Source organism: Paraburkholderia phymatum (assembly GCF_040965635.1).
Taxonomy (GTDB): Bacteria; Pseudomonadota; Gammaproteobacteria; order Burkholderiales; family Burkholderiaceae; genus Paraburkholderia; species Paraburkholderia phymatum_B.
Window position 1 is genome coordinate 1 of record NZ_JBFRCH010000018.1, and the last position, 20,741, is coordinate 20,741.

At 63.9% G+C, this 20,741-nt stretch carries 17 protein-coding genes; 4 read left to right on the top strand and 13 right to left on the bottom strand.

Annotated features, from left to right (window positions below):
- Nucleotides 1–236: 236 nt before the first annotated feature.
- From AB4Y32_RS25500 to AB4Y32_RS25525, 6 genes are all read right to left on the bottom strand, one after another.
- Nucleotides 237–1,112, bottom strand: a complete 876-nt coding sequence (locus tag AB4Y32_RS25500) for a hypothetical protein (RefSeq protein WP_368724010.1) — start codon at nt 1,110–1,112, stop codon at nt 237–239.
- 223 nt (nt 1,113–1,335) lie between these two features.
- Nucleotides 1,336–2,652, bottom strand: coding sequence for a four-carbon acid sugar kinase family protein (locus tag AB4Y32_RS25505; RefSeq protein WP_368724011.1), 1,317 nt, complete (start codon nt 2,650–2,652; stop codon nt 1,336–1,338).
- A complete protein-coding gene (locus tag AB4Y32_RS25510) occupies nt 2,649–3,935 on the bottom strand; it encodes a ribulose-bisphosphate carboxylase large subunit family protein (RefSeq protein ID WP_368724012.1) in 1,287 nt (428 codons plus the stop codon). Before AB4Y32_RS25510 ends, AB4Y32_RS25505 begins: the two co-directional genes overlap by 4 nt.
- A complete protein-coding gene (locus AB4Y32_RS25515; protein ID WP_368724013.1) occupies nt 3,932–4,471 on the bottom strand; it encodes a VOC family protein in 540 nt (179 codons plus the stop codon). The genes AB4Y32_RS25510 and AB4Y32_RS25515 overlap by 4 nt, the downstream gene beginning before the upstream one ends.
- A gap of 91 nt (nt 4,472–4,562) precedes the next feature.
- Complete coding sequence (locus AB4Y32_RS25520) at nt 4,563–6,473, bottom strand: TRAP transporter large permease (protein WP_439899843.1); 1,911 nt, start codon at nt 6,471–6,473, stop codon at nt 4,563–4,565.
- 93 nt (nt 6,474–6,566) lie between these two features.
- Nucleotides 6,567–7,589: a TRAP transporter substrate-binding protein gene (locus AB4Y32_RS25525; RefSeq protein WP_368724015.1), complete on the bottom strand. Its 1,023-nt coding sequence runs from the start codon at nt 7,587–7,589 to the stop codon at nt 6,567–6,569.
- Between the two features lie 207 nt (nt 7,590–7,796).
- On the opposite strand from AB4Y32_RS25525, the gene AB4Y32_RS25530 reads away from it, so the two are divergent.
- The 3 genes from AB4Y32_RS25530 to AB4Y32_RS25540 all read left to right on the top strand — a co-directional run bounded on the left by AB4Y32_RS25530 (nt 7,797) and on the right by AB4Y32_RS25540 (nt 11,763).
- Complete coding sequence (locus tag AB4Y32_RS25530) at nt 7,797–8,852, top strand: LacI family DNA-binding transcriptional regulator (protein WP_368724016.1); 1,056 nt, start codon at nt 7,797–7,799, stop codon at nt 8,850–8,852.
- Between the two features lie 30 nt (nt 8,853–8,882).
- Nucleotides 8,883–9,158 (top strand): hypothetical protein, encoded by a 276-nt coding sequence (locus AB4Y32_RS25535; protein WP_368724017.1) that lies wholly within the window; start codon nt 8,883–8,885, stop codon nt 9,156–9,158.
- Nucleotides 9,159–9,357: 199 nt separating this feature from the next.
- Nucleotides 9,358–11,763 carry a phosphoketolase gene (locus AB4Y32_RS25540; protein ID WP_368724018.1) on the top strand — a complete coding sequence of 802 codons (2,406 nt, stop codon included), beginning with the start codon at nt 9,358–9,360 and terminating at the stop codon, nt 11,761–11,763.
- Between the two features lie 96 nt (nt 11,764–11,859).
- Here AB4Y32_RS25540 and AB4Y32_RS25545 read toward each other — a convergent pair whose 3' ends face one another.
- Genes AB4Y32_RS25545 through AB4Y32_RS25560 form a run of 4 tightly spaced genes read right to left on the bottom strand, consistent with a single transcriptional unit; the run spans nt 11,860 to nt 16,331 of the window.
- On the bottom strand, nt 11,860–13,092 hold the full coding sequence (locus AB4Y32_RS25545; RefSeq protein ID WP_368724019.1) for an NAD(P)/FAD-dependent oxidoreductase: 1,233 nt from the start codon (nt 13,090–13,092) through the stop codon (nt 11,860–11,862).
- Nucleotides 13,093–13,117: 25 nt separating this feature from the next.
- Complete coding sequence (locus AB4Y32_RS25550) at nt 13,118–13,471, bottom strand: RidA family protein (RefSeq protein WP_368724020.1); 354 nt, start codon at nt 13,469–13,471, stop codon at nt 13,118–13,120.
- 18 nt (nt 13,472–13,489) lie between these two features.
- Nucleotides 13,490–15,016, bottom strand: coding sequence for an amidase (locus AB4Y32_RS25555; RefSeq protein WP_368724021.1), 1,527 nt, complete (start codon nt 15,014–15,016; stop codon nt 13,490–13,492).
- Between the two features lie 28 nt (nt 15,017–15,044).
- Nucleotides 15,045–16,331, bottom strand: coding sequence for an MFS transporter (locus AB4Y32_RS25560; protein WP_368724022.1), 1,287 nt, complete (start codon nt 16,329–16,331; stop codon nt 15,045–15,047).
- A 102-nt stretch (nt 16,332–16,433) separates the two neighbouring features.
- Here AB4Y32_RS25560 and AB4Y32_RS25565 point away from each other — a divergent pair, with 102 nt between their 5' ends.
- Entirely contained in the window at nt 16,434–17,102 is a 669-nt protein-coding gene (locus AB4Y32_RS25565) for a helix-turn-helix domain-containing protein (protein WP_368724023.1), read from the top strand.
- 77 nt (nt 17,103–17,179) lie between these two features.
- Here AB4Y32_RS25565 and AB4Y32_RS25570 read toward each other — a convergent pair whose 3' ends face one another.
- The 3 genes from AB4Y32_RS25570 to AB4Y32_RS25580 all read right to left on the bottom strand — a co-directional run bounded on the left by AB4Y32_RS25570 (nt 17,180) and on the right by AB4Y32_RS25580 (nt 20,737).
- Nucleotides 17,180–18,283 carry a GlxA family transcriptional regulator gene (locus tag AB4Y32_RS25570; protein WP_368724024.1) on the bottom strand — a complete coding sequence of 368 codons (1,104 nt, stop codon included), beginning with the start codon at nt 18,281–18,283 and terminating at the stop codon, nt 17,180–17,182.
- A gap of 61 nt (nt 18,284–18,344) precedes the next feature.
- The gene (locus tag AB4Y32_RS25575; RefSeq protein ID WP_368724025.1) at nt 18,345–19,145 is read right to left on the bottom strand and encodes a crotonase/enoyl-CoA hydratase family protein; all 801 of its coding nucleotides are present in this window, start codon (nt 19,143–19,145) and stop codon (nt 18,345–18,347) included.
- A gap of 2 nt (nt 19,146–19,147) precedes the next feature.
- Nucleotides 19,148–20,737: a class I adenylate-forming enzyme family protein gene (locus AB4Y32_RS25580; protein WP_368724026.1), complete on the bottom strand. Its 1,590-nt coding sequence runs from the start codon at nt 20,735–20,737 to the stop codon at nt 19,148–19,150.
- Nucleotides 20,738–20,741: the final 4 nt, after the last annotated feature.

The following is a 20,741-nucleotide window of genomic DNA, read 5'->3' on the forward strand; positions in this document are numbered from 1 at the left end:
GGATGTCGAGCCGCTGGGTAAAAGACGCGACCGGTAGTGGTCTGACGCCGTGCCAGTGATACCGCGATCCCTGTCTCGGGCGCTCGGCAGAAGTGCGATAAAAAAACGGGTTGTTCAGACCTTCCCTCCCAATGAAGCAGAGGATATGGGAGCAGTTCTGAATCGATGAAGAGATCCGCTATCCCGCTTTATATACATCGCGCGGTTCGCTAGCGTCGTGTCCAATCATAGTTGTGCTAGCGGCGAATGGTCATGGGTCTCCACTCGGTCTTGTCCTTCGGGGGAGTCCAGGTTGCGTCGGCGGAGTCGGGGATGGGTTGATACGCGCCGTTGGCTGTCCGTTCCAGAAAGCGGCACCAGTTTTCGGGCATTTCCGGCCAATCGATCTGAAGACAAAAGTGGCCATCCTCGGTCACGCTCCACTTGCCGCTAGCACTGTGTGGCTGAACAAAACCGCCACCCGCCCAGTAAACCGTCAGCGTACCGTCGGGGCCATTGACCCATTGTCTCAGGGCGCCCGAAGTGTTTGTCCTCAGTATTGTGGCGCCACGCATCAACGGGATCAGTTGCTCCCTCGTCAACCGCGCAGGCGATGTGCGCTGATTCCCGTCATGCGACGATGCGGGCGCCGGTGCGGTCGCGACTGTGGGAGAAGACACAGTGGATGACGCAGGCGTCGCGGATGCACCGCCCTGCGACGGCGAGGGTTCGGACGCGGCTGATTGAACGCCATGCTCCGTCCGCGTGGCGGCGGCCGAACTGGAGGACACCTGTGGCTGGCTCGCTTCCGGCCGCGCGTTCGACGCTGCAGCGGCGGAAGCAGCCTTTGGATTGGGCTTCGGCCTGGCCGTTGCGGCGCGGTGCTGCTGCTCGGCCTTGTGTTTCTTTTGTGCCTCTTCTTCCTTCGTCTGCGCATCCTGGTCCAGAAAAAAATTCACACGCTCGATCAGGACACCCGCACTGGGTGGCGTAACCGGGACGCGCGCGGTTGCCTCTTGCAATTGCGGCGGCCACCGCACGCAATCGTGCTTCGCGACGACCGACGAGTCGGCGCAAAGCAGTGCGAGCAGCCCGGATAGCGCACACGCACGAGTTCGACGAGTGAACCTCATTTGTATCCACCCTCCCGGTCGGCATTGGACGCATGAATTGCCGGCCCGTTGTCGAAAAATAGCGCAGGAGGGCGGTTAACGCCAAGCGTTGCTTTTGGCCTTTTCGATGAAATGGCGCTCAGCCTGGAAACACGGTCTGCAATTCAATGCTGACCTGATGCAAGCGACAGCGCGCACGCCGATGCCGCAAGGCGTGCGACGCGGTGCAATAGCGTTTGGACACTCAGCCCGAGATCAACCGCTCTAAGACATCCGTGCCGCCCATCTGGCCGCCCTTGAACATGATCTCAGTGCCGTTGAGCGAAGGCTCGTCGGCATGCAGGCGGCACACCGTCACGCCCGTCGTCAGCGGCGCGCGATAGGAAAGGCCCCATGCGTCGAGCGCCTGTGCCGCGTGGCTCGACGTATCGCCGCCCGCAATGCCGATGCGCCGTGGGCGAGCTGCCCGGACCACGTCGCGCAGAAGTGCTGCCGTGGCATGCGCGGTCTGCGCGCGGCTTGCGTCGTTTTGATTTTGCGCACGCCGCGTGAAGGCGAGCACATGCCGGCCTTCGCGCAACATATCGACGATGGGTGCCGCGTCGAATCGCAATGTGTCGCTGTCGCGCCCACGCGGATAGAGTTCGATCTTCCAGTACGAGTGAGCGGCTTCGATTTGCGCGGCCGTCAGCGGTGACAGGCTGCCCGCGAGCGCAAACACAGGGCCTTGCGCGCGGCCGAGCGCTTGCGATCCGGCATCCGCATGCAGCGCGTCCGAAGTCGCCGCATCCGAAGTCGCCGCGGCACACCATGCCTGCGCGACGCTGCTCGCACCAACGGCAAGCATCGGCGCGCAGCGCGAGCGTTCATCGATCAGCCGGCCGATCGTCGCGAGGTCATCGTCACGCAGCGCGTCGAACAGTATCGCGGACGCTCCCGCCGACAGCCTCGCATCGACCATTGCGTCGACCTCGGCGAACGGCAACGCATACGCGCGCCAGTCGACCAGCGCCACATCGCGCATGCCTTGACGTTCGAGATGCATGCGCAGATCGGCCTCGTTCATCGGCGTGACGGGATGGCGGCTCATCGTCGGATGACGGTCGATCCGATGAACGTCACGCGTGTCGCTTCCCGCTGCCGCAAACAGTTGCCCGAACGCGCAGTAGCGCAGCAGTCCAGGCTGACCGCCGACGATGGGCACGAATGGATTCGCGAAATGACGACGCAGCGTGGCAATGGCCGTCGCGATGTTGCCGGTATGCGGCGCGCTGTCGAATGTCGAGCAGACCTTGTAGTGCATCACGCGCACGCCGAGCGCAGCGAAGCATGCGCCGACGCGCGTGAGTTCGTCGGCGATCGCGGCGGGCGGCATCGCGCGCGCAGCACCCGCCATGCCGATCGCGTCGAGGGGGCCGACGCTGTCGAGGCGCATGCTAGTCGGCGGCGCGAGGAACAGCAGCGTCCGCAAACCGGCGCGGGCGAGATGTGCAAGCGTGTCGGTCGCGCCCGTGAAATCGTCGCCGTAGAAGCCGTACGGCGCAGCGCTCGATGCGCTCATGTGCGCGCACCGAAGAACGCGAGCGCGGCGCGCAGTTCCGGCGCATGGGCCGCATGGTCGTGCAGCGGCGTGCCGGATTGCGCGGCATCCCATGCCTGCCGAACGCTTCGCACGCCGGCAGCCGGTCCGTCCGGATGAGCGAGAATGCCGCCGCCCGACATGAAAAGCAGATCGGCGCTGCCTGTCGCGTCGAACGTCGCGGGCACGGTGCCCGCCCATTGCCCGGACGAGAACGCGGGCAGCACGCAATCGTCGAGACCGTTGGCGAGAGGCGTCGCGCAATCGCGCGCGGACTCGGTCACTTCTGCATCGCTTTGCGCGAACTTGCCGGCGAGCCCATGCACGTGCATGTGATCGACGCCCGCGAGCCGCCACAGCGTCTGATACGCCTGAAAGCCGATGCCGAGTGCTCCATCGCGCGACATCATGCCGAAGCCGTTGCGATGCGCGTGCAGAACGAGCGGCGTCGAGCGGCGCAGCGTCCGGATCGCGGAGAACCCGCACCAGTTGATGCTCGCCATCACGCAGTCGCCTTGCTCGCGTTCGACGAGTTCCGCGTGACGCCGCATCGCATCCGTATCGTCGGTGATGTTGAACGCGACCATCACGCGTTTGCCCGTGCGCTCGCGGAACGCACGGACTTCGCGCATCACGGCGCGAATACGTTCATCGAGGGGCGCATGCGATGGATTCGCGCACACTTCATCGTCCTTGATGAAATCGATGCCCGCTTCGCAGAGGGTGCGCACCAGTTGCGCGGTCTCTTGCGCCGACAGCCCGACGTTCGGCTTGATGATCGTGCCGACCATCGGCCCTTGTCGGACGCCCGTCAGACGCCGCGTGCCGGTAACGCCGTGCACGGGCAGATCGAAGCGCTCGCGATAGGCGCGCGGCACGCGCAGCGACACGAGCCGCATGCCCGTCACTTCGCCGAGATCGTACAGATTGCCGGCGACCGTCGCCGCGAGGGTCGGCAGATTGGCGCCGATGTTCGCAACGGGAAACGACAGCGTCACACGCGCGCGCCTGAATGGCCCGTTCACGCGTTGGCGCATGAGCCATGCGCTCGGCAGCGATGCGTGAGGTATGGGCCCCCGTTCGTCGATGCGCAGCACGCTTGCGCGGCTGCGCGCGCGCAGTTCGTCGCTTTCGCCGGCGACGCGCACGAACGTGCCGCTCGACTGTTCGCCCGCCATCGTGTCCGCTACTTTCGCGAGATCGAGGGGCGTCTCGATCAGGTAATCGGCTTCGATGCTGTCGTCGCGTGATGAAGGCGCGCTCATAGCGTGCTCAGATCAGGAAACGGACGCACTGCATCGCGGCCATCCCAGTTCAGCGACGCCTCGCGGATCATGTCGAAGAGCTTGCCTTTCGGGCCCGCGATCTCCGACAGCTCGATCACCGTGCCCGGATGCTGCTCCGTGTCGAAGTAGACGAAGCGTCCGTTCTTGCCGACGTTGCCGCTCATCGCGACCGTGAAGCCCTGTTTCTGCAGACGTTCGAGATCGGCGTCGAACGAAGTCGTCCAGTACGCGTTGTGCTGCAATCCCGTATGGCCCGCTGCGAGAAAGTCGCGATACATCGACGGCGCGTCGTTGCGCGTCTGGATCAGTTCGACCTGCAAGTCCCCGGAGTTTGCGAGCGCAACCGAGTTGTGGACCTCGTAGCGCTCGCCGCGATAGCGATAATCCTCGATGGGCACGCGCTCGTTATAGAACCACGGACCGACGCCGAGCACACGGCTCCAGTGGTCCATCGCCGCCTCGATGTCGCGCACGACATAACCGGCCTGACGGATCTCGCCAAAAAAACGACTCATGAATACACTCCCAATGCCAGAGAAGGGATAGCGACGAAACTGCGAAATGGTTGGAAATGGTTGATGCGAACGGCCGGGAAAAGACGGTCGCTCAAAGAAAGCCGGTCGATATCCACGGCACGAACGCAACGAGAATCAGCCCGAGCACGAGCGCGCTCATATAGCCGACGATGCGCCGCATGCCGGCATCGGGATTGATGCGGCTCACCGCGCACGCCGAGTAATATCCGACGCCGAACGGCGGCGAGAACAGCCCGACGCCCATCGAGAGAATCACGACGATCGCGTAATGCACTTCGTTGACGCCTGCAGCGCGCGCAATCGGAAAGAGCAGGGGGCCGAACAGCACGATCGCCGGAATGCCTTCGAGCACGCTGCCGAGCACGATGAACACGACGATCGACAGCGCGAGAAAACTCCATGAGCCGCCGGGCAGCGCCGTCATCAGCGACGCGAGATCCTGCGAGAAGCCCGATTGCGTGAGCGCCCACGCCATCGCCGTCGCGCAGCCGATGATGAAAATGATCGCGCCTGACAGTGTGGCCGCGTCGATCAGCATGCGCGGCAGACGCGACCACGCGAAGCGCCGGTAGACGAAGAGACCGATCAGCACCGAATACGCAATGCCGATCGTCGATACTTCCGTCGCCGTCGCGATGCCTTCCACGACCGCGCCGCGAATCACGAACGGCAACGCGAGCGCGGGGAACGCGACGACGAACATGCGGCCGATCTCGCGCCGGTTGAAGCGCTGCGCGCGGCTCGGGTCCTCCGTGCGATAGCGCAGCCACACGACGAAGCACAGCATCAGCGCGAGCACCAGCGCGGGCAGCATGCCCGCCGTGAAGAGCGCGGAGATCGACAGGCCCGTGACCGAGCCGATCGTGATCAGCACGATGCTGGGCGGCACGGTTTCCGTTTGCGCGCCCGCCGTCGACAGCAGCGCGACGAGATCGCCTTCGTCCGCGCCACGCCGTTTCATTTCGGGGAACAGCACGGGCGCGATCGCGGCCATGTCGGCGACCTTCGAGCCCGAGATGCCCGACACGAGATACATCGTGCCGATCAGCACATACGACAGCCCGCCGCGCACATGACCGACTAGGCTCGCGAGAAACTGGATCATCGCGCGCGCCATGCCCGTCATTTCGATCATCAGGCCGAGGAACACGAACAGCGGCACCGCGAGCAGCACCAGATGCGACATGCCTTCATCCATGCGTCCGACGATCACTTCGAGCGGCGTATCCGTCGTGAGACTCAGATAGCCGAACGTCGCGAGCGCGAACGAAAAGCAGATCGGCACGCCGGAGAAGATGCCGATTGCAACCACGCCGACGAAGAAGATCAGCAGGTTCGCCTTGCCGAGATCGGGCAGCGCGGGCGCGGCCCACGCGATGACGCCCGCCACGATGCCGACGAACGCGAGCGCAATCGCGATGTCACGCATGCGGCCCACCTGCGCGAGCCGGATCAGCCCGACGAGCAGCATCAGCGCCGCGCCGACGGGCAGCGCGAACGCGCGCCATGCGTCGCTGATCTGCAACGCGGGCGTGAGGATCACGATTTCGGCGGCGGCGAAGTCGTACGCGGGCCACAGCACGAGCGCGAGCAACGCAATCGACAGCACGATCGCGAGCGTATCGACGAGCGCGCGCCGCTGCGGCGACAGGCGGCTGACGAAGGCCGTCATCCGCATATGCTCGCCGCGACGCAGCGCGAGCACTGCGCCGAGCATCGACATCCACAGGAACAGCATGCCCGCCAGTTCGTCCGACCACACGAGCGGCTGATGCAGCGCGTAGCGGAACACGACGCCCGCCAGCAGCACGACGATTTCGATGGCGAGCAGCAACGCGCACGCGCTTTCGACGAGCGCGATCAACGCGCGGTCGAAGCGGCGCAGCCAGCGCCTCGGACCGCTTGCGGCGAGCGCGGTGTCGAACGATGAAGCGGCCGTGGCATCGGCGATGGCTGCATGCGGCAGCGCCTGATCCGTCATGTCGATCTCTCCAGTCCGCGATGCGCGCGGCACGTTACGCTCCTGAACGTGCCGCACGGCATCGCGCGCGAAGTTGCGCGTGCTTGTGTGAATTCAAGCGAGCTTGCCCGTGTAGCTTTCCAGCAGCGACCACGCTTCGTTGCCGAAGCGGCCCTTCCAGTCGGAGTAGAAGTTCGCTTGCCGCAGCGCCGCGCGGAACGTGTCGGGCGAAGGCCGGTTGATCGACAGTCCCTTGCCTTGCAGATCGGCGACGGCAGCATCGTTGAGCTTGTGCACGTCGTCGCGCTGACGCAGCGCCGCCTGGTTGAACGCATCGGACGTGATGCCTTGCAGGTCTTTCGGCAGCTTCTGCCACGCGCGCTGGTTCAGCACGAACCAGAAGCCGTCCCAGATGTGATTCGTCAGCGAGCAGTACTTCTGCACTTCGTACAGCTTCGCCACCTGCACGATGGGCAGCGGGTTTTCCTGCGCATCGACGATATGCGTTTGCAGCGACGAATAGACCTCGCTGAACTGAAGGCTCGTCGGCGCGGCGCCCAGGCCCTTGAACATATCGATGCTCAGCGGACTGACGGGCACGCGAATCTTCAGGCCGCGCATGTCCGATGCGTTCGCGATTGCGCGCGAGCTGGACGTGGTCTCGCGAAAGCCGTTGTCCCACATCTTCTCGAACGACTCGAGACCGGCTTTCGACATCGCCGCGCGCACATACGCGCCGAGCTTGCCGTCCATCGCGCTCCACACCTGCGAGTAGTCGCTGAACGCGAAGCCGATCGCGTTGATCGCGGCAACGGGCGCGAGCGTCGACACGACGAGCGCGGACGGCGTGAACATTTCAATGCCGCCGCTGCGCACCTGCGCGAGCATGTCGGTATCGCCGCCAAGCTGGTTGTTCGGGAAGATGCGGATTTCCATCCGCCCTTTGGACTGCTCCTTCACCTGGTCCGCTGCTTCCTTCGCGCGAACGTTGAGCGGGTGCGTGAGCGGCAGGTTGTTGCCGTACTTGAACACGTACTGTGGCGCAGCGGCACGGACGATGGCGGGAAAACCCAGCGCACCGGCGACGGGCGCGGCCGCCGCAGCGCGCAGCAGCGAGCGCCTGACAAGGTTGGTCATTCGAATGTCTCCAGGTTTTGTTTGGTGTGTGCCGCTGTGGCATCATGCTCAATCAAAAACCATCATGATTCGCACGGGCGCCGATGCGTCTTTTTCGTTACGCTCTGTGCTGTCTGCATGATGTTGCTGCAAGACTAGGGACGGCCACTCGCCGTGTCAAACCGCAATCCTGATTGTTTTTGATGGACTACGCCCTCAGAAATCAGCATGGCTGACGCGCCCATTCCTCTTTTTCCGCCGCGTGCGCGGATCGCGGACATCGCCGCTGCGGCGGGCGTTTCGACGGCGACCGTCGATCGCGTATTGAACGGCCGCGACGGCGTGCGGCCGATGACGGCGCGTCGCGTGATGCAGGCCGCCGCGCAGGCGGGCTATGTGATCGACGCGCCGGCACCCGAGACCAAAACTGCGCGGCCATTGAAGATCGAGTTTCTGGTGCCGGCCGGCACGAACCGCTATCTGCGCATGCTCGGCGATTACATCGAGTTCGCGCACAACCAGTGGGCCGCGCAAGGCATGCGCTGCCGCGTGCACTATGTCGAGAGCTTCAATCCCAATGAACTCGCCGCGCGTCTGCTGCATTATGGCCAGCGCGCGGATGGCGTGGTGTTCATGGCGCTCGAACATCCCGTGGTGCGCGATGCGGTGAACGCGCTCGCGGAACAGAACGTGCCCGCAATCACGCTAATTTCCGATCTGTCGAATTCTCGCAGGCTGGCTTATGTGGGCATCGACAACCGTTCGGCGGGACGCACGGCGGCGCTGCTGCTGGGACGCTTCATGGGTCCGCGTCCGTCAGGCAAGATCGCGATGCTTGCGGGCAGCCTCAACTATCGCGGGCACGAGGAACGCGAGATCGGCTTTCTGCATCTCATCGAATCGACGTTTCCGCAAGTGAAGGTGATCGGGCTGCGCGAAGGGCAGGACGACAGCGAGCGCAACTACGTGCAGACGCGCAACCTGATCGCGCAGCATCCCGATCTTGCCGGGATTTACAACAGCGGCGGCGGCTCAGATGGCGTCGCGCGCGCGATCGTCGAGGCAAAGACCGAGCAGAAGATTCTCTTCGTCGGACATGGACTCACGCCCGATACGCGCGCCTTGCTGATCGACGGAACAATGGATGCGCTCATCACGCAGACGCCGCAGTCGATGGTCGGCAACTCCCTGAAAATTTTCCGTAACGTGCACGAAGGCCGCGATGCACTCGACGGCGTGAAGCCCGTGCAGTTCAGCATCGTGTTGCGCGAGAATCTTCCCTGAAGCAATCTTCAGTGCAGAGGAGAGGCAACCATGCAATCGGGTCATGCAGCCGCCGCGATGGCATCTGCTTTGGTCGTCATATACGTTCACGCAACCATTCCGCGCTATACGCTCGGGGGATCGAGAAGGGCGATCGCCCATTTGTCGCTGGCGGTCGTGGGCATTCTTTTCGGCGCGGTCAGCGCGATGGTATTCGGGTCGGTTGCTTCGCCGTGGCTCGTGCTGGTCGTCGGATTCGGCGTGGTTCATGTCCCGGCGGCGTGCGTATTGGCGATTAAACATCTACGCCATTCAGGCAAAAGCTGAGCGGCAAGGCCGCGCAAAAGCGTGCCGAATCGATGGATGCGCGCGCAAGAGCGCACGTCGTCCGTGGCCGTGAAAATGAAAAATTCCACATTGCCGCCTATGATACGAAGGTCCGACGCGGCCGGGTGCATCGCCAGATGCGTCAACGAGCGGTGGCCATGTTGCACTCGCGGAAACCACGACTATGGAGATGCTCGAAATGGACGATGTTCTCCTCGATGCGACCCCGTTGAGCGCCGACGAGCTGCGCAACATGGACCGGTATTGGCAGGCGTGCAACTATCTGTCGGCCGGCATGATTTACCTGCGTGCAAATCCGCTGTTGCGGGAGCCGCTTTCGAAAGAGCACATCAAAAGACGGTTGCTCGGCCACTGGGGTTCCGATCCCGGGCAAAGCTTCGTGCTCGTGCATCTGAACAGGTCGATTACGCGGCAGGACCTGAATGTCATTTTTATTTCCGGGCCGGGCCACGGCGCGCCGGCGACATTGGCGCACAGCTACCTCGAAGGGCGCTATTCGGAAATCTATCCGGACCGCGCTGAAACGGAAGGAGGCATGGGGCGCTTTTTCCGCCTGTTTTCGTTTCCGGGCGGCATCGGATCGCACTGTACGCCTGAAACGCCAGGCTCGATTCACGAAGGCGGCGAGCTGGGCTACAGCCTTTCGCATGCGTACGGTGCCGCGTTCGACAATCCCGATCTGATCGTCGCGGCGATGATCGGCGACGGCGAAGCGGAGACGGGACCGCTCGCCACGTCATGGCATTCGAACAAATTCCTCAATCCCGTCCGCGACGGCGCCGTACTGCCCATTCTTCATCTGAACGGCTACAAGATCGCCAATCCGACTGTGCTCGCCCGCATTCCACACGAAGAACTCGCCGCGTTGATGACGGGTTACGGTCACAAGCCGTATTTCGTCGAAGGCGACGATCCGCAGACGATGCACCAGCAGATGGCTGCGACGCTCGATCGTTGCATCGAGGAAATCCGCGCGATCCAGACGCATGCGCGTACGGACGGCGACCTCAGCCGTCCGCGCTGGCCGATGATCGTCCTGCGAACGCCAAAGGGATGGACAGGCCCGCGCGAAGTCGGCGGGCACAAGGTAGAGGGTTCATGGCGTGCGCACCAGGTCCCCATCGCGGACCCGGAGAGCAACGCTGAGAGCCTCAAGCTGATCGAAGAATGGCTGCGCAGCTACAAGCCGGAGCAACTGTTCGACGAGTCGGGAAGGCTGGTCGAAGAACTGCGCGCGCTGGCGCCGCGGGGCGATCGCCGGATCAGTGCGAATCCGCATGCGAACGGCGGGGCGTTGTGCAAGGCACTCGATCTGCCGCGCTTCGAAGATCATGCCGTCGACGTGAAGATTCCGGCCACGACCTATCTGTCTTCGACGGGTGCGCTGGCGAAATACCTGTGTGACGTGATGCGCCGGAACATGACGAGCTTCCGCGTGTTCGGTCCTGACGAAACCTCGAGCAACAAGCTCTCGGCGATCTACGAGGCTTCGAAGAAGACGTGGCTTGCGCTCACGGAAGAAAGCGATAGCGACGGCGGCGAACTGGCCGTCGACGGTCGCGTGATGGAAATGCTCAGCGAGCATACGCTGGAAGGCTGGCTCGAAGGCTACACGCTGACGGGCCGCCACGGACTCTTTGCGACTTATGAAGCGTTCGTGCATGTGATCGATTCGATGTTCAATCAGCACGCGAAGTGGCTGGAAAAAGCAAAGCGCGAATTGCGCTGGCGGCAACCCGTGCCGTCGCTGAACCTGCTGATCACGTCGCTCGTATGGCGGCAGGATCACAACGGCTTTACGCATCAGGACCCCGGCTTTCTCGATGTCGTGACCAACAAGAGCCCCGACGTCGTGCGCATTTATCTGCCGCCCGATGCGAACTGCCTGCTGAGTGTTGCCGATCATTGTCTGCGTTCGCGCGATTACGTAAACGTGATCGTCGCGGACAAGCAGCCGCATTTGCAGTATCTGGACATGAAGGCCGCGATCACGCATTGCACGAAAGGCGTCGGCATCTGGGACTGGGCGTCGACTGATCAGGGGCAGGAACCTGATGTCGTGATGGCGAGTGCGGGCGACATCGCGACGATGGAAGCACTCGCCGCCGTCGAAATCCTCATGGGGCTCTTTCCGGATCTGAAAATGCGCTTCGTGAACGTGGTCGATCTGTTCCGTCTGATGCCGGACACCGATCATCCGCACGGACTGTCATCGCGCGATTTCGATTCGCTGTTCACCACGAACAAGCCGGTGATATTCAATTTTCACTCGTATGCATCGCTCGTTCACAAGCTCGCATATCGCCGCGCGAACCACGTGAACATTCACGTGCATGGCTATGCGGAGAAGGGCAACATCAACACGCCGCTCGAACTGGCGATCATCAACGGCATCGATCGCTTCACGCTCGCCATCGACGTGATCGACCGTGTGCCGGCGCTGCGCGGCGTGGGCGACCATGCGAAAGAGCGCTTGCGCGATCAGCGGATCGAACACGTCACGTATGCGCATGCCGAAGGAATCGACCGAGAAGAAATTCGCAACTGGACGTGGAAAGGCAGCGATGCCGTTAAAAAGGTGTGAGTGTTGGAAGCCGTCTTTCCGCCAGTCGACGTAGTTCTGCGTCGCGGGGGCACGCCTGCATCGCGGCCGGTCCGTCACCGGGAACAGCGTCCGCACCTAAAAGCGATCGACGCGAAACGGAAACGGATCTGCAACCGGTTCGGCGCCGACCATCATCTCCGCGAGCAAACGCCCTGTAATGGGACCGAGCGTCAATCCGTGATGCGCGTGGCCGAACGCAAACCACAACTCCTTGTGAAGTTTCGCCGGCCCGATGATCGGCATCATGTCGGGCGTGCAGGGACGCCGGCCGAGCCAGGGACGCTCGTCGAGTCTCGCGCCGAGCGGAAACGTATTCCGCGCGATGGGTTCGATTGCGTCGAGTTGAACGGGCGTTGCGGGCGCGTCGCACGCGGCCAGTTCGGCGCCCGTCGTCAGGCGGATGCCGCGCGCCATCGGCGTGATCATGTAGCCGATCTCCGTGTCGAGCACCGGCTGGTTCAGGCGCGCACCATCGACTGTCGAGTAGTGCATGTGATACCCGCGCTTGACGGCGAGCGGCAGACGGTAGCCGAGCCGTGCGCTGACGGTATCCGACCACGGGCCGAGCGCGACAACGGCTGAACGCGCGTCGATGCGGCCAGCTTCCGTATTCACGCTCCATTGCGGTTCGAGCGTCATCGCATCGCCGATGAAGATGCGCCCGCCCAGTTGCTCGAAGTAGCGTGCGTAAGCGGTGACGAGCGCATTGGGATCGCTGATGGAATCGGCATCGGTGTAGCGCAGCGCACCCAGCAATGCGTGACTCAACGACGGCTCTTCGCGCCGCAGCCGGGCTGCATCGAGTGCCTCGAATGCGACGCCATATTCCGCGCTCCATCGCTCGACCTGGCGTAGTTCCGAGTCCTGCTTGCGCGCGCTGCGGAAGACTTTCAGCCAGCCGCCCGTGCGCAGCAAGGCCTGCGCACCCGACGCCGCGATCAGCGCGCGATGCTCGCTGACGCAATGCTCGATCAGCGTCGAGTACGAGCGCGCAATCGCCGAATGCCGGTCCGCGCGCGAGTGATACCAGTAGCGATACAGGAACGGCAGCAGCTTCGGCATGGCGCGCGGGTGGTAGCGCACGTCGAGCGAGCGGTTGCGCGCATAGCGCAGCAGTGTCGCCGGGTCGCGAGGAAACGCGTACGGATACACGCCTTCGCGCTGAATCAGTCCCGCGTTGCCGAACGACGTCTCGTTGCCGGGCGCCTTGCGGTCGACGAGCGCAACGGACAGTCCGCGCTGTTGCAGATGCACGGCCACCGACACGCCCACCATGCCCGCGCCGAGTACGACGGTATCGAACTTCATCGCAGCGTTGTCCTCGCCGATGACGTCATGCGAGCGCGGTCACGGCGACTTCGACATCGAGGCCGGGCCTCATCAGCAACGCCTGCACGCAGGCGCGCGTAGGCGCATGGCCCGACGGCACCCAGGCGTCCCACACGGCATTGAATTCGTCGAAGTGTTTCGGATCGCTCAGCCACACGTTCGCGGTGAGAACGCGCGTCTTGTCGACACCTGTCGATGCGAGCAGCGTGTCGATACGCGTGAGAATTTCCGTCGCCTGCACGGTGATCGACGCGCCGGCCGTATCGGGCACCTGGCCGGACAGATAGACGATGCCGTTGGCGATCACCACCTGGCTCATGCGTGCGTTGGTTTGCAGTCTTTTGATTTCGCTGGACATGATGTTCTGACGAGTGAGTTACATGGAAGACATGCTGGCATCGCCGCCGCCAGCAGAGTCGAAAACGGGCGGCGCGGTAACGATCGACTTCAGCGCCGGGTTCGGCTGCGTGAGACGCGACAGATCGGGGCGCGGACGGCGCAATGCGGGCTCCTTGTCGAAGGCTTTCTCCATCGCACGCGCGACGGCGAGTGTCTTCAGATCGCCATGATACGGCCCGACGATCTGCAAGCCGAACGGCATGCCCGCATGATCGACGCCGCATGGCAGCGATAGCGCAGGATGCGTCGTCAGCGTCACGACGTACGTCAGCGCGAGCCATCGATAGTAGTTCTCCTGCGCGCGGCCGTTGATCTGCGCCGCGTACAACTCGCGCCACGGAAACGGCGAAACGGGCGTAGTCGGCGACACGATGACGTCGTAGCGCTCGAACGCGGACTGAAAGCGCCTGAAGATGCGCGTCTGTTCCGCCTGCGCCCATGCGCTGTCGGCGAGCGTCATCGACGCGCCGATTTCGTAGTTCGCGCGCGTGTTCGGCCCCAGCGCGCCCGGGTCGCGCGCATACACATCGCGCAGCCCCGCGACGAAGCTTTCCGCGCGGATCACGTCGAACGCGCGGTGCACGTCGCCGAGATCGAAGCTGACGGGCTCGCAAATGCGCACCATCCTTTCGAGCGCGCCGATGCGCGAGCGGAACAGCGCGCGGATATCGTCGTCGACATCGCACGAGCCGAAGTCTTCCGTGTAGCCGACGCGCAGCGTCGCGAGATCGAGCGCGGGCAGCGCCGCGAAGCCAGGCGGATCGGTTTCGTAGCTGAGCGGGTCGCTCACCGACAGGCCCGCCGTCGCCGCGAGTTGCAGTGCCGTCTCGTCGACATCGCGGCCCATCGGACCGACTACCGAAATCGGCGTCCAGCCGAGCAGACGACGCGAGTTCGGCACGAGTCCGGGAGAGGGGCGGAAGCCGACCACGCCGCACTTCGATGCCGGAATGCGCAGCGAGCCGCCCGTGTCGGAGCCGGTGCAGACGGGCAGCATGTCGCACGCGAGGGCCGCCGCCGAGCCGCCCGACGAACCGCCCGCGTTCAGTTCGGTGTCGAACGGATTGCCCGTCGCGCCCCATACCGCGTTGCGCGTGTTCGCGCCGGCGCCGAGTTCCGGCACATTCGTCTTGCCGACGAGAATCGCGCCCGCCGCGCGCAGCCTTTCGACCAGCGTGACATCGCGCGAAGGCACGTGGCCGCGCGACATCGGCGAGCCGTAGGTGGTGAGCAGGCCTGCCGTATCTTCGAGATCTTTCACGCCGAGCGGCAGGCCATGCAGCAGTCCGAGCGGCTCGCCCGCGAGGACCTTGCGTTCGGCAGCCTTCGCGGCTTCGCGCGCATCGTCGTAACAGGTTGCCGTGATCGCGTTGACGGCGGGGTTGATGGCTTCGATCCGCTCGATGCAAGCATCGAGCAGTTCGACGGGCGAAATCTCTTTCGCGCCGATCATCCGGCGCAATTCGACGGCATTGCGGCTGACGAGATCGTCGTGAGCAGACATGATTCGAAATCCTCGAGGCGAAGTAAGGTCAGTTAAGCGCTTCGCCCGTGCGATCGCGCAGCCAGATCACGGGGACGAGCGAGATGGCGCACGCGGCCGCCACGTACCACGCGGGCGCAAGCGGATTGCCCGTCAGCGCGACGAGCCAGCTTGCCACGAACGGCGAGAAGCCGCCGAAGAACGAAGCGCTCACGACATAGGTTAGCGCGATGCCCGTCGCCCGTACGTGCTTGGGGAACAGTTCGGGGATCATCACGAGCACGGGCACGATCTGCCCGGCGACGAACAACGCGAGAAAAGCGGACACGGCGCACAGCATCAACATCGAGGGCTTTGCGGACAGCCACGCGAACGCAGGGTAGATGGCGAGCAGCAGGATCACGCGCGACACGACGAGCACGCGCTTGCGGCTGAAACGGTCCGCGAGCTTGCCTGCGATGGGCGCGGCGACGAACAGCACGAGCGAACTGATTACGCCCGACGCGACCGATGCCGTCGACGACAGATGCAGCGTGCGCACCGCGTGGCTCGGCAGAAAGAACGCTGTGATGTACACCGAGACCGAGCCGCCGAGTTCGGCGAACGTGCCGAGTATCGTCAGCTTCAGATGCGTGGTGAGCGCCGCTTTCAACGCGCCGCGCCGATGCGTGCTGCCGGGCGACGCGTCGCTCAGCGTCTCTTCGAGGCGTCGGCGGATCAGCATGCCGACGGGTGCCGCGACAATGCCCAGCAGGAACGGAATGCGCCAGCCCCATGCGAGCACGGCATCCTTCGGCAGCGTGACGTTGACGAGCGTCGCGACGGCCGCGCCGAGCGCAAGGCCGAGTGCCGTGGCAGCGAAGTTCCAGCTGGCGAAGAAGGCGCGCGTCGAATCCGATGCGTATTCGACGAGCAGTGTCGTGCCGGGGCCAAACTCGCCGCCCGCCGCGAAGCCCTGGATCAAGCGCGCCGCGAGCACGATAAACGGTGCGGCCAGTCCCGCCACCGCATACGTCGGCGCGCAGGCGATCAGCGCGCAGCTCAGCGCCATCAGCATGATGGTCAGCACCATCGCTTTCTTGCGGCCCGCGCGGTCTGCGTAGGCGCCGATCACGATGCCGCCTAGCGGCCGTACCACGAAACCCACGCCGAACACGCCGATCGACAGCAGAAACTGGTTCACGGGCGACGCGGACGGAAAGAACAACTGTCCGATCTGGATCGCGAAGAAGCTGTAGATCGTGAAATCGTAGAACTCCAGCGCCGTGCCGAGCGTCGTCGCGGCGATGACCTGGGTCTTCGACAGGCCGGCTTTTTCCAATGCAAGCGTTGACACGGCGACCGCTCCTCAGGGACTGGCATCGATGCGGGTTATCATATACGAGAAAAAATAAATTCTCGTATACGACAAAACCCTCACCATCGCAGAGCGTGTCCCATGGCCAGATCCGTCGGGCGAAAAGAGCCCGCAGCCGCCGAGGCTTCGTCGCAGATCGATCACAAGGCGGTCGGCGCACGACTACGCGACGCGCGCAAGGCGCGCGGCCTCACGCTGATGCAGTTGTCGGAGCAATCGGGCATTGCCGTGTCGACGATCTCGAAGGCGGAGCGCGGCGACATCGCGCTGACCTACGACAAGTTCGCCGCGCTCGCGCACGCGCTGCGACTCGAATTCGACGCCATCTTCGGACGCGGACGACGGGCCGCCGCGAGTTCCGCTGCGAGTCCCGCAATGAGTCACATCACGCCGATCTTTACGGCATCGGGCCAGCAGATGATCTACGACACGCCGAACTACGAGTACGGCATGCTCGCGAACGATCTGACGGGCAAGCGCATGGTGCCGATGCGCGCGCATGTCAGGGCGCGCAAGCTATCCGATTTCCCCGACTTCATTCGTCACAGCGGCGAAGAGTTCGTGTTTCTTTTGCATGGCTCGCTTGAACTGCGGTTCGAGACGGGCGCCGTATTCGAACTCAAGCCGGGAGACAGCCTGTACTTCGACAGTTCCGTTGGGCACGTGTATCTGAGCACCGGCAAAAAGCCCGCCGAAGTGCTGGTGTGCTGCGTGGACACGGATGCGCATCGGCCTGCTGACGCGATCTGATGGCAGTTCAGTTGACGCGCCGCGTTTGCGGCCGCTACCGCTTTTTCTGGCAACGATTCGACAGGATGTCCAAGGCCTCAGACCTTCGTCTTCGACGCGCGCTCCTGTCCGGGGGTAATAGAAAATGCCTTGCGATAACACCGTCCGAGATGGGACGCGCTTGTGAACCCGCACTGCAAGGCGATATCGAAGATGGACGAGGTCGATTCGTGCAGCAGTTTTTGCGCGGCCTTCAGGCGCACGTCGAGATAGAACTGCGATGGTCCCATGCCGAAGTGCTTCAGCCACATGCGCTCGATCTGACGCGGCGAAATGCCCACCAGCGAAGCGATGGTCTGCACGGGCACGGGCCGTTCGATATTCTGTTCCATCAACGTGATCGCATTGACGATGCGCCGGTCCTCGATGCCGTAGCGCCATTGAATCGCCATTTTCTGGCTTTCCTGCGATGCGCGAATGCGCGTGTGCAGGAACTGATCGGCGACGTCGGCAGCGAGCCGGTGGCTATGCGCGCGAGCAATCATGTCGAGCATCAGATCGATGGCGGCCGTGCCGCCGCCGCACGTGAGCCGGTCGCCGTCGATGCAATAGAGGTCGCGCGTCACCGTCAATGACGGAAACTCGTCGGCGAGCGCTTTCAACGCCTCCCAATGGATCGTGCAGCGGCGCTTGTCGAGCAGCCCCGCGCGCGCGAGGATCATCGTGCCGAGACTGATGCCGCCTAGCGGCCGGCCACTTGCCGCATAGCGGCGCAGAAAATCGAACACCGACGCGTTCCGGTAGTTCTCGACATCGATGCTTGCCACCACGAATAGCTGATCGACGGCAATCGACGACGTCATCGCCGATTCCGGCAGCAGCGAAAAACCCGAACTCGACGACACGGGCTCACCGTCGGCGCTGATCAGATGCCAGCTATAGAGCGGCTTGCCGCTCATCCGGTTGGCGGCGCGCAGAGGCTCGGTTGCGGAGCTGAGCGCCATCATCGAAAAGTTCGGCACCAGAAAAAAGCCGATGCGTTGCGTGACGACGGGACGCTCATGCGCACCGCGCGCGATGCCGGCCTCGCCCGCGTCGGCCGTCCGCCGTTCCAGATGCAGCGCCGCGGCCAGCTTCGGCGCCTCGTTGCTTTTCCTGCGCATGTCCATGATGGATGAACCGGGATAAGGAGACTGTCGCATATCGCGCTGCGCGGGTCCATCGCGTCATGCGTGCCGTTGGGCGCTCAGGCCGGCGCCGGCGTCATTCGCCCGTGTAGTTGGGTGCGCGCTTCTCGAAGGTCGCGGCGATCGCCTCGCGGTGATCCGCCGTGCGATGCGCGATCCCCTGAAACGCCGCCGACAGTTCCAGCAGACTCGGCAGATCCATCCGCTGACCTTCGCGTATCAGGCGCTTGCTCATGCGCAGCACGTTGGGCGGATTGCTCGCGATCCGTTGCGCCAGTTCATTTGCCGCGGACAGCAGCTGCGCATCGGGCACGACGCGCGACACGAGGCCCCATTCGAGCGCGCATTGCGCGTCGATGGGCGTACCCGTGAAGATCATTTCGGCGGCGCGCGACAGGCCGATCACGCGCGGCAGCAGCCAGGCGCCGCCGTCGCCGGGAATAATGCCGACTTTCGCGAAGCTTTCCGCGAACAGCGCGCTTTGCGCGGCGATGCGGATGTCGCACATCAACGCGAGATCGCAGCCCGCGCCATGCGCCGGGCCGTTGACGGCGGCAATGCAGGGCACGTCCAGTTCATGAAACGCGCGCGGGATGCGCTGGATTCCGCGCCGGTAGTTCTCCCGTATCCGCGCCGAGTTGCCGCCGAAGGTGCCGACCTCGTCGCGCATGTGCTTGATGTTGCCGCCCGACGAAAATGCCGGGCCTGCTCCCGTCAACACGATCGCGCGCACGGACCGATCGGCTTGCGCGCGTTCGAGGCTCGCGACGAGCGCATCGACCACTTCCATCTCCGTCAACGCATTGCGCGTTTCGGGACGGTTGAGCGTGATGGTCGCCACGCCGCCGTCGAATTCGTAGAGCACTGGTTCATTCATGATCACGTTCCCGTTTGCAAAAGGTCCTGAGCCACGGAAGCCGCGAGCTCGCGCCGAAGCACCTTGCCGCTCGGATTCAGCGGTAGCCGGTCGACGAACACGATTTTCTTCGGCCGCTTGTACGGCGCGAGGTCGTCGCTGGCCTTGCAGAATGCGATGACTGCCTCTTCCGTCAACTGCGTGTCGCTACGCACGACGAACGCCGTCACGGCCTGCCCCCACTTCGCATCAGGTATGCCGATCACCGCGGCCTCCTGAACGCCGGGGCAGTGATACAGCACTTCCTCGACTTCGCGCGGATAGATGTTTTCGCCGCCTGACACGATCATGTCGTCGGCGCGGCCGTGGAAGTGGAAGTAGCCGCCCGCATCGACGCTGAAGAGATCGCCCGTATAGAGCCAGCCGTCACGAAACTTCTTCGCGGTCTCGACGGGGTTGTTCCAGTATGCGCGCGCCAGTTGCGGGCCACGCACGATCAACTGGCCGACTTCGCCCGCGTCGACGCATTCGGTCGGCGGCACCGCGCGCTCCGGGTCGTTCGTCACGATGCGGCAGATGCTGATCAGCGTCGGCTTGCCACACGAGCCGAGGCGCGACAGCGCATCGCGCGGATGCAGCAGCAACGTGAGGCTCGCTTCCGTCATCCCGTAACCGTTAAAGATGTTCGGACAGAACTCGTCGATCACGCGCTGCATCGTCGCGGCGGGAATGGCCGCTCCGCCCGTCGTGATCATGCGCAGGCTGCGATGATCCGTCTGGGCGAACGTGGGGTGAAACAACATGTCCTGAATCTGCGTCGGCACTGCGAAGAGCGTGGTGATGCGATGCCGGGCGATCGCGGCCAGCGTGCGCTGCGGGTCGTAGCGGGGCAGCACGATGTTCGCCGCGCCGACCATCAGATGCGGCATGAAATACGCCTGCATGCCGCCGACGTGATAGAGCGGGGCGATATGCAACGCGGCATCCGTGCTCGTCAGGCTGTACTCCATCACGCAGTTGGTGGCGATCGCGACGTCGTTGCCATGCGTGTGAATCGCGCCTTTCGGGCGGCCCGTCGTGCCCGACGTGTAGACGAGCGCCGAGATGTCGTCGGGTGAGAGCGTGGGCAGCGGCGCGTCGCGATGGCGCGTGCTGTCGATCAGCGCGTCGAAGTTGTGATGATGCAGCGGCGCGTACGCATCGACGGCTTCTTCGCCGTGTCCCGTCACGCAGATGTAGATGCGCAGATCGGGGAGCGTCTGCTCCGTTTTGGCGATGACGGGCAGCATCGAGTCGTCGTAGATCAGCGCGCGTGCGCCGGAATCGCGAATGATGAACGCCGCTTCGTTCGCGGACAAACGATAGTTCATCGGCACGGCAATCGCACCGAGCAACTGGCACGCGAAGTAGGCGGTTGCCGTGGCGTCAGACGTCTTCTGGAAGATCGCGACGCGGTCCGTCTGCCGCACGCCGAGATCGAACAGCGCCTGCGCGAATCCGCGCACGCGCACGTCCCATTGCGCGTAGGTGAGGCGCGTGTCGCCGCAGACCAGCGCGAGACGCTCCGGGTACTTCGCGACCGTATTGTCGAACAGCGAGGTAATAGTCAGCATGATG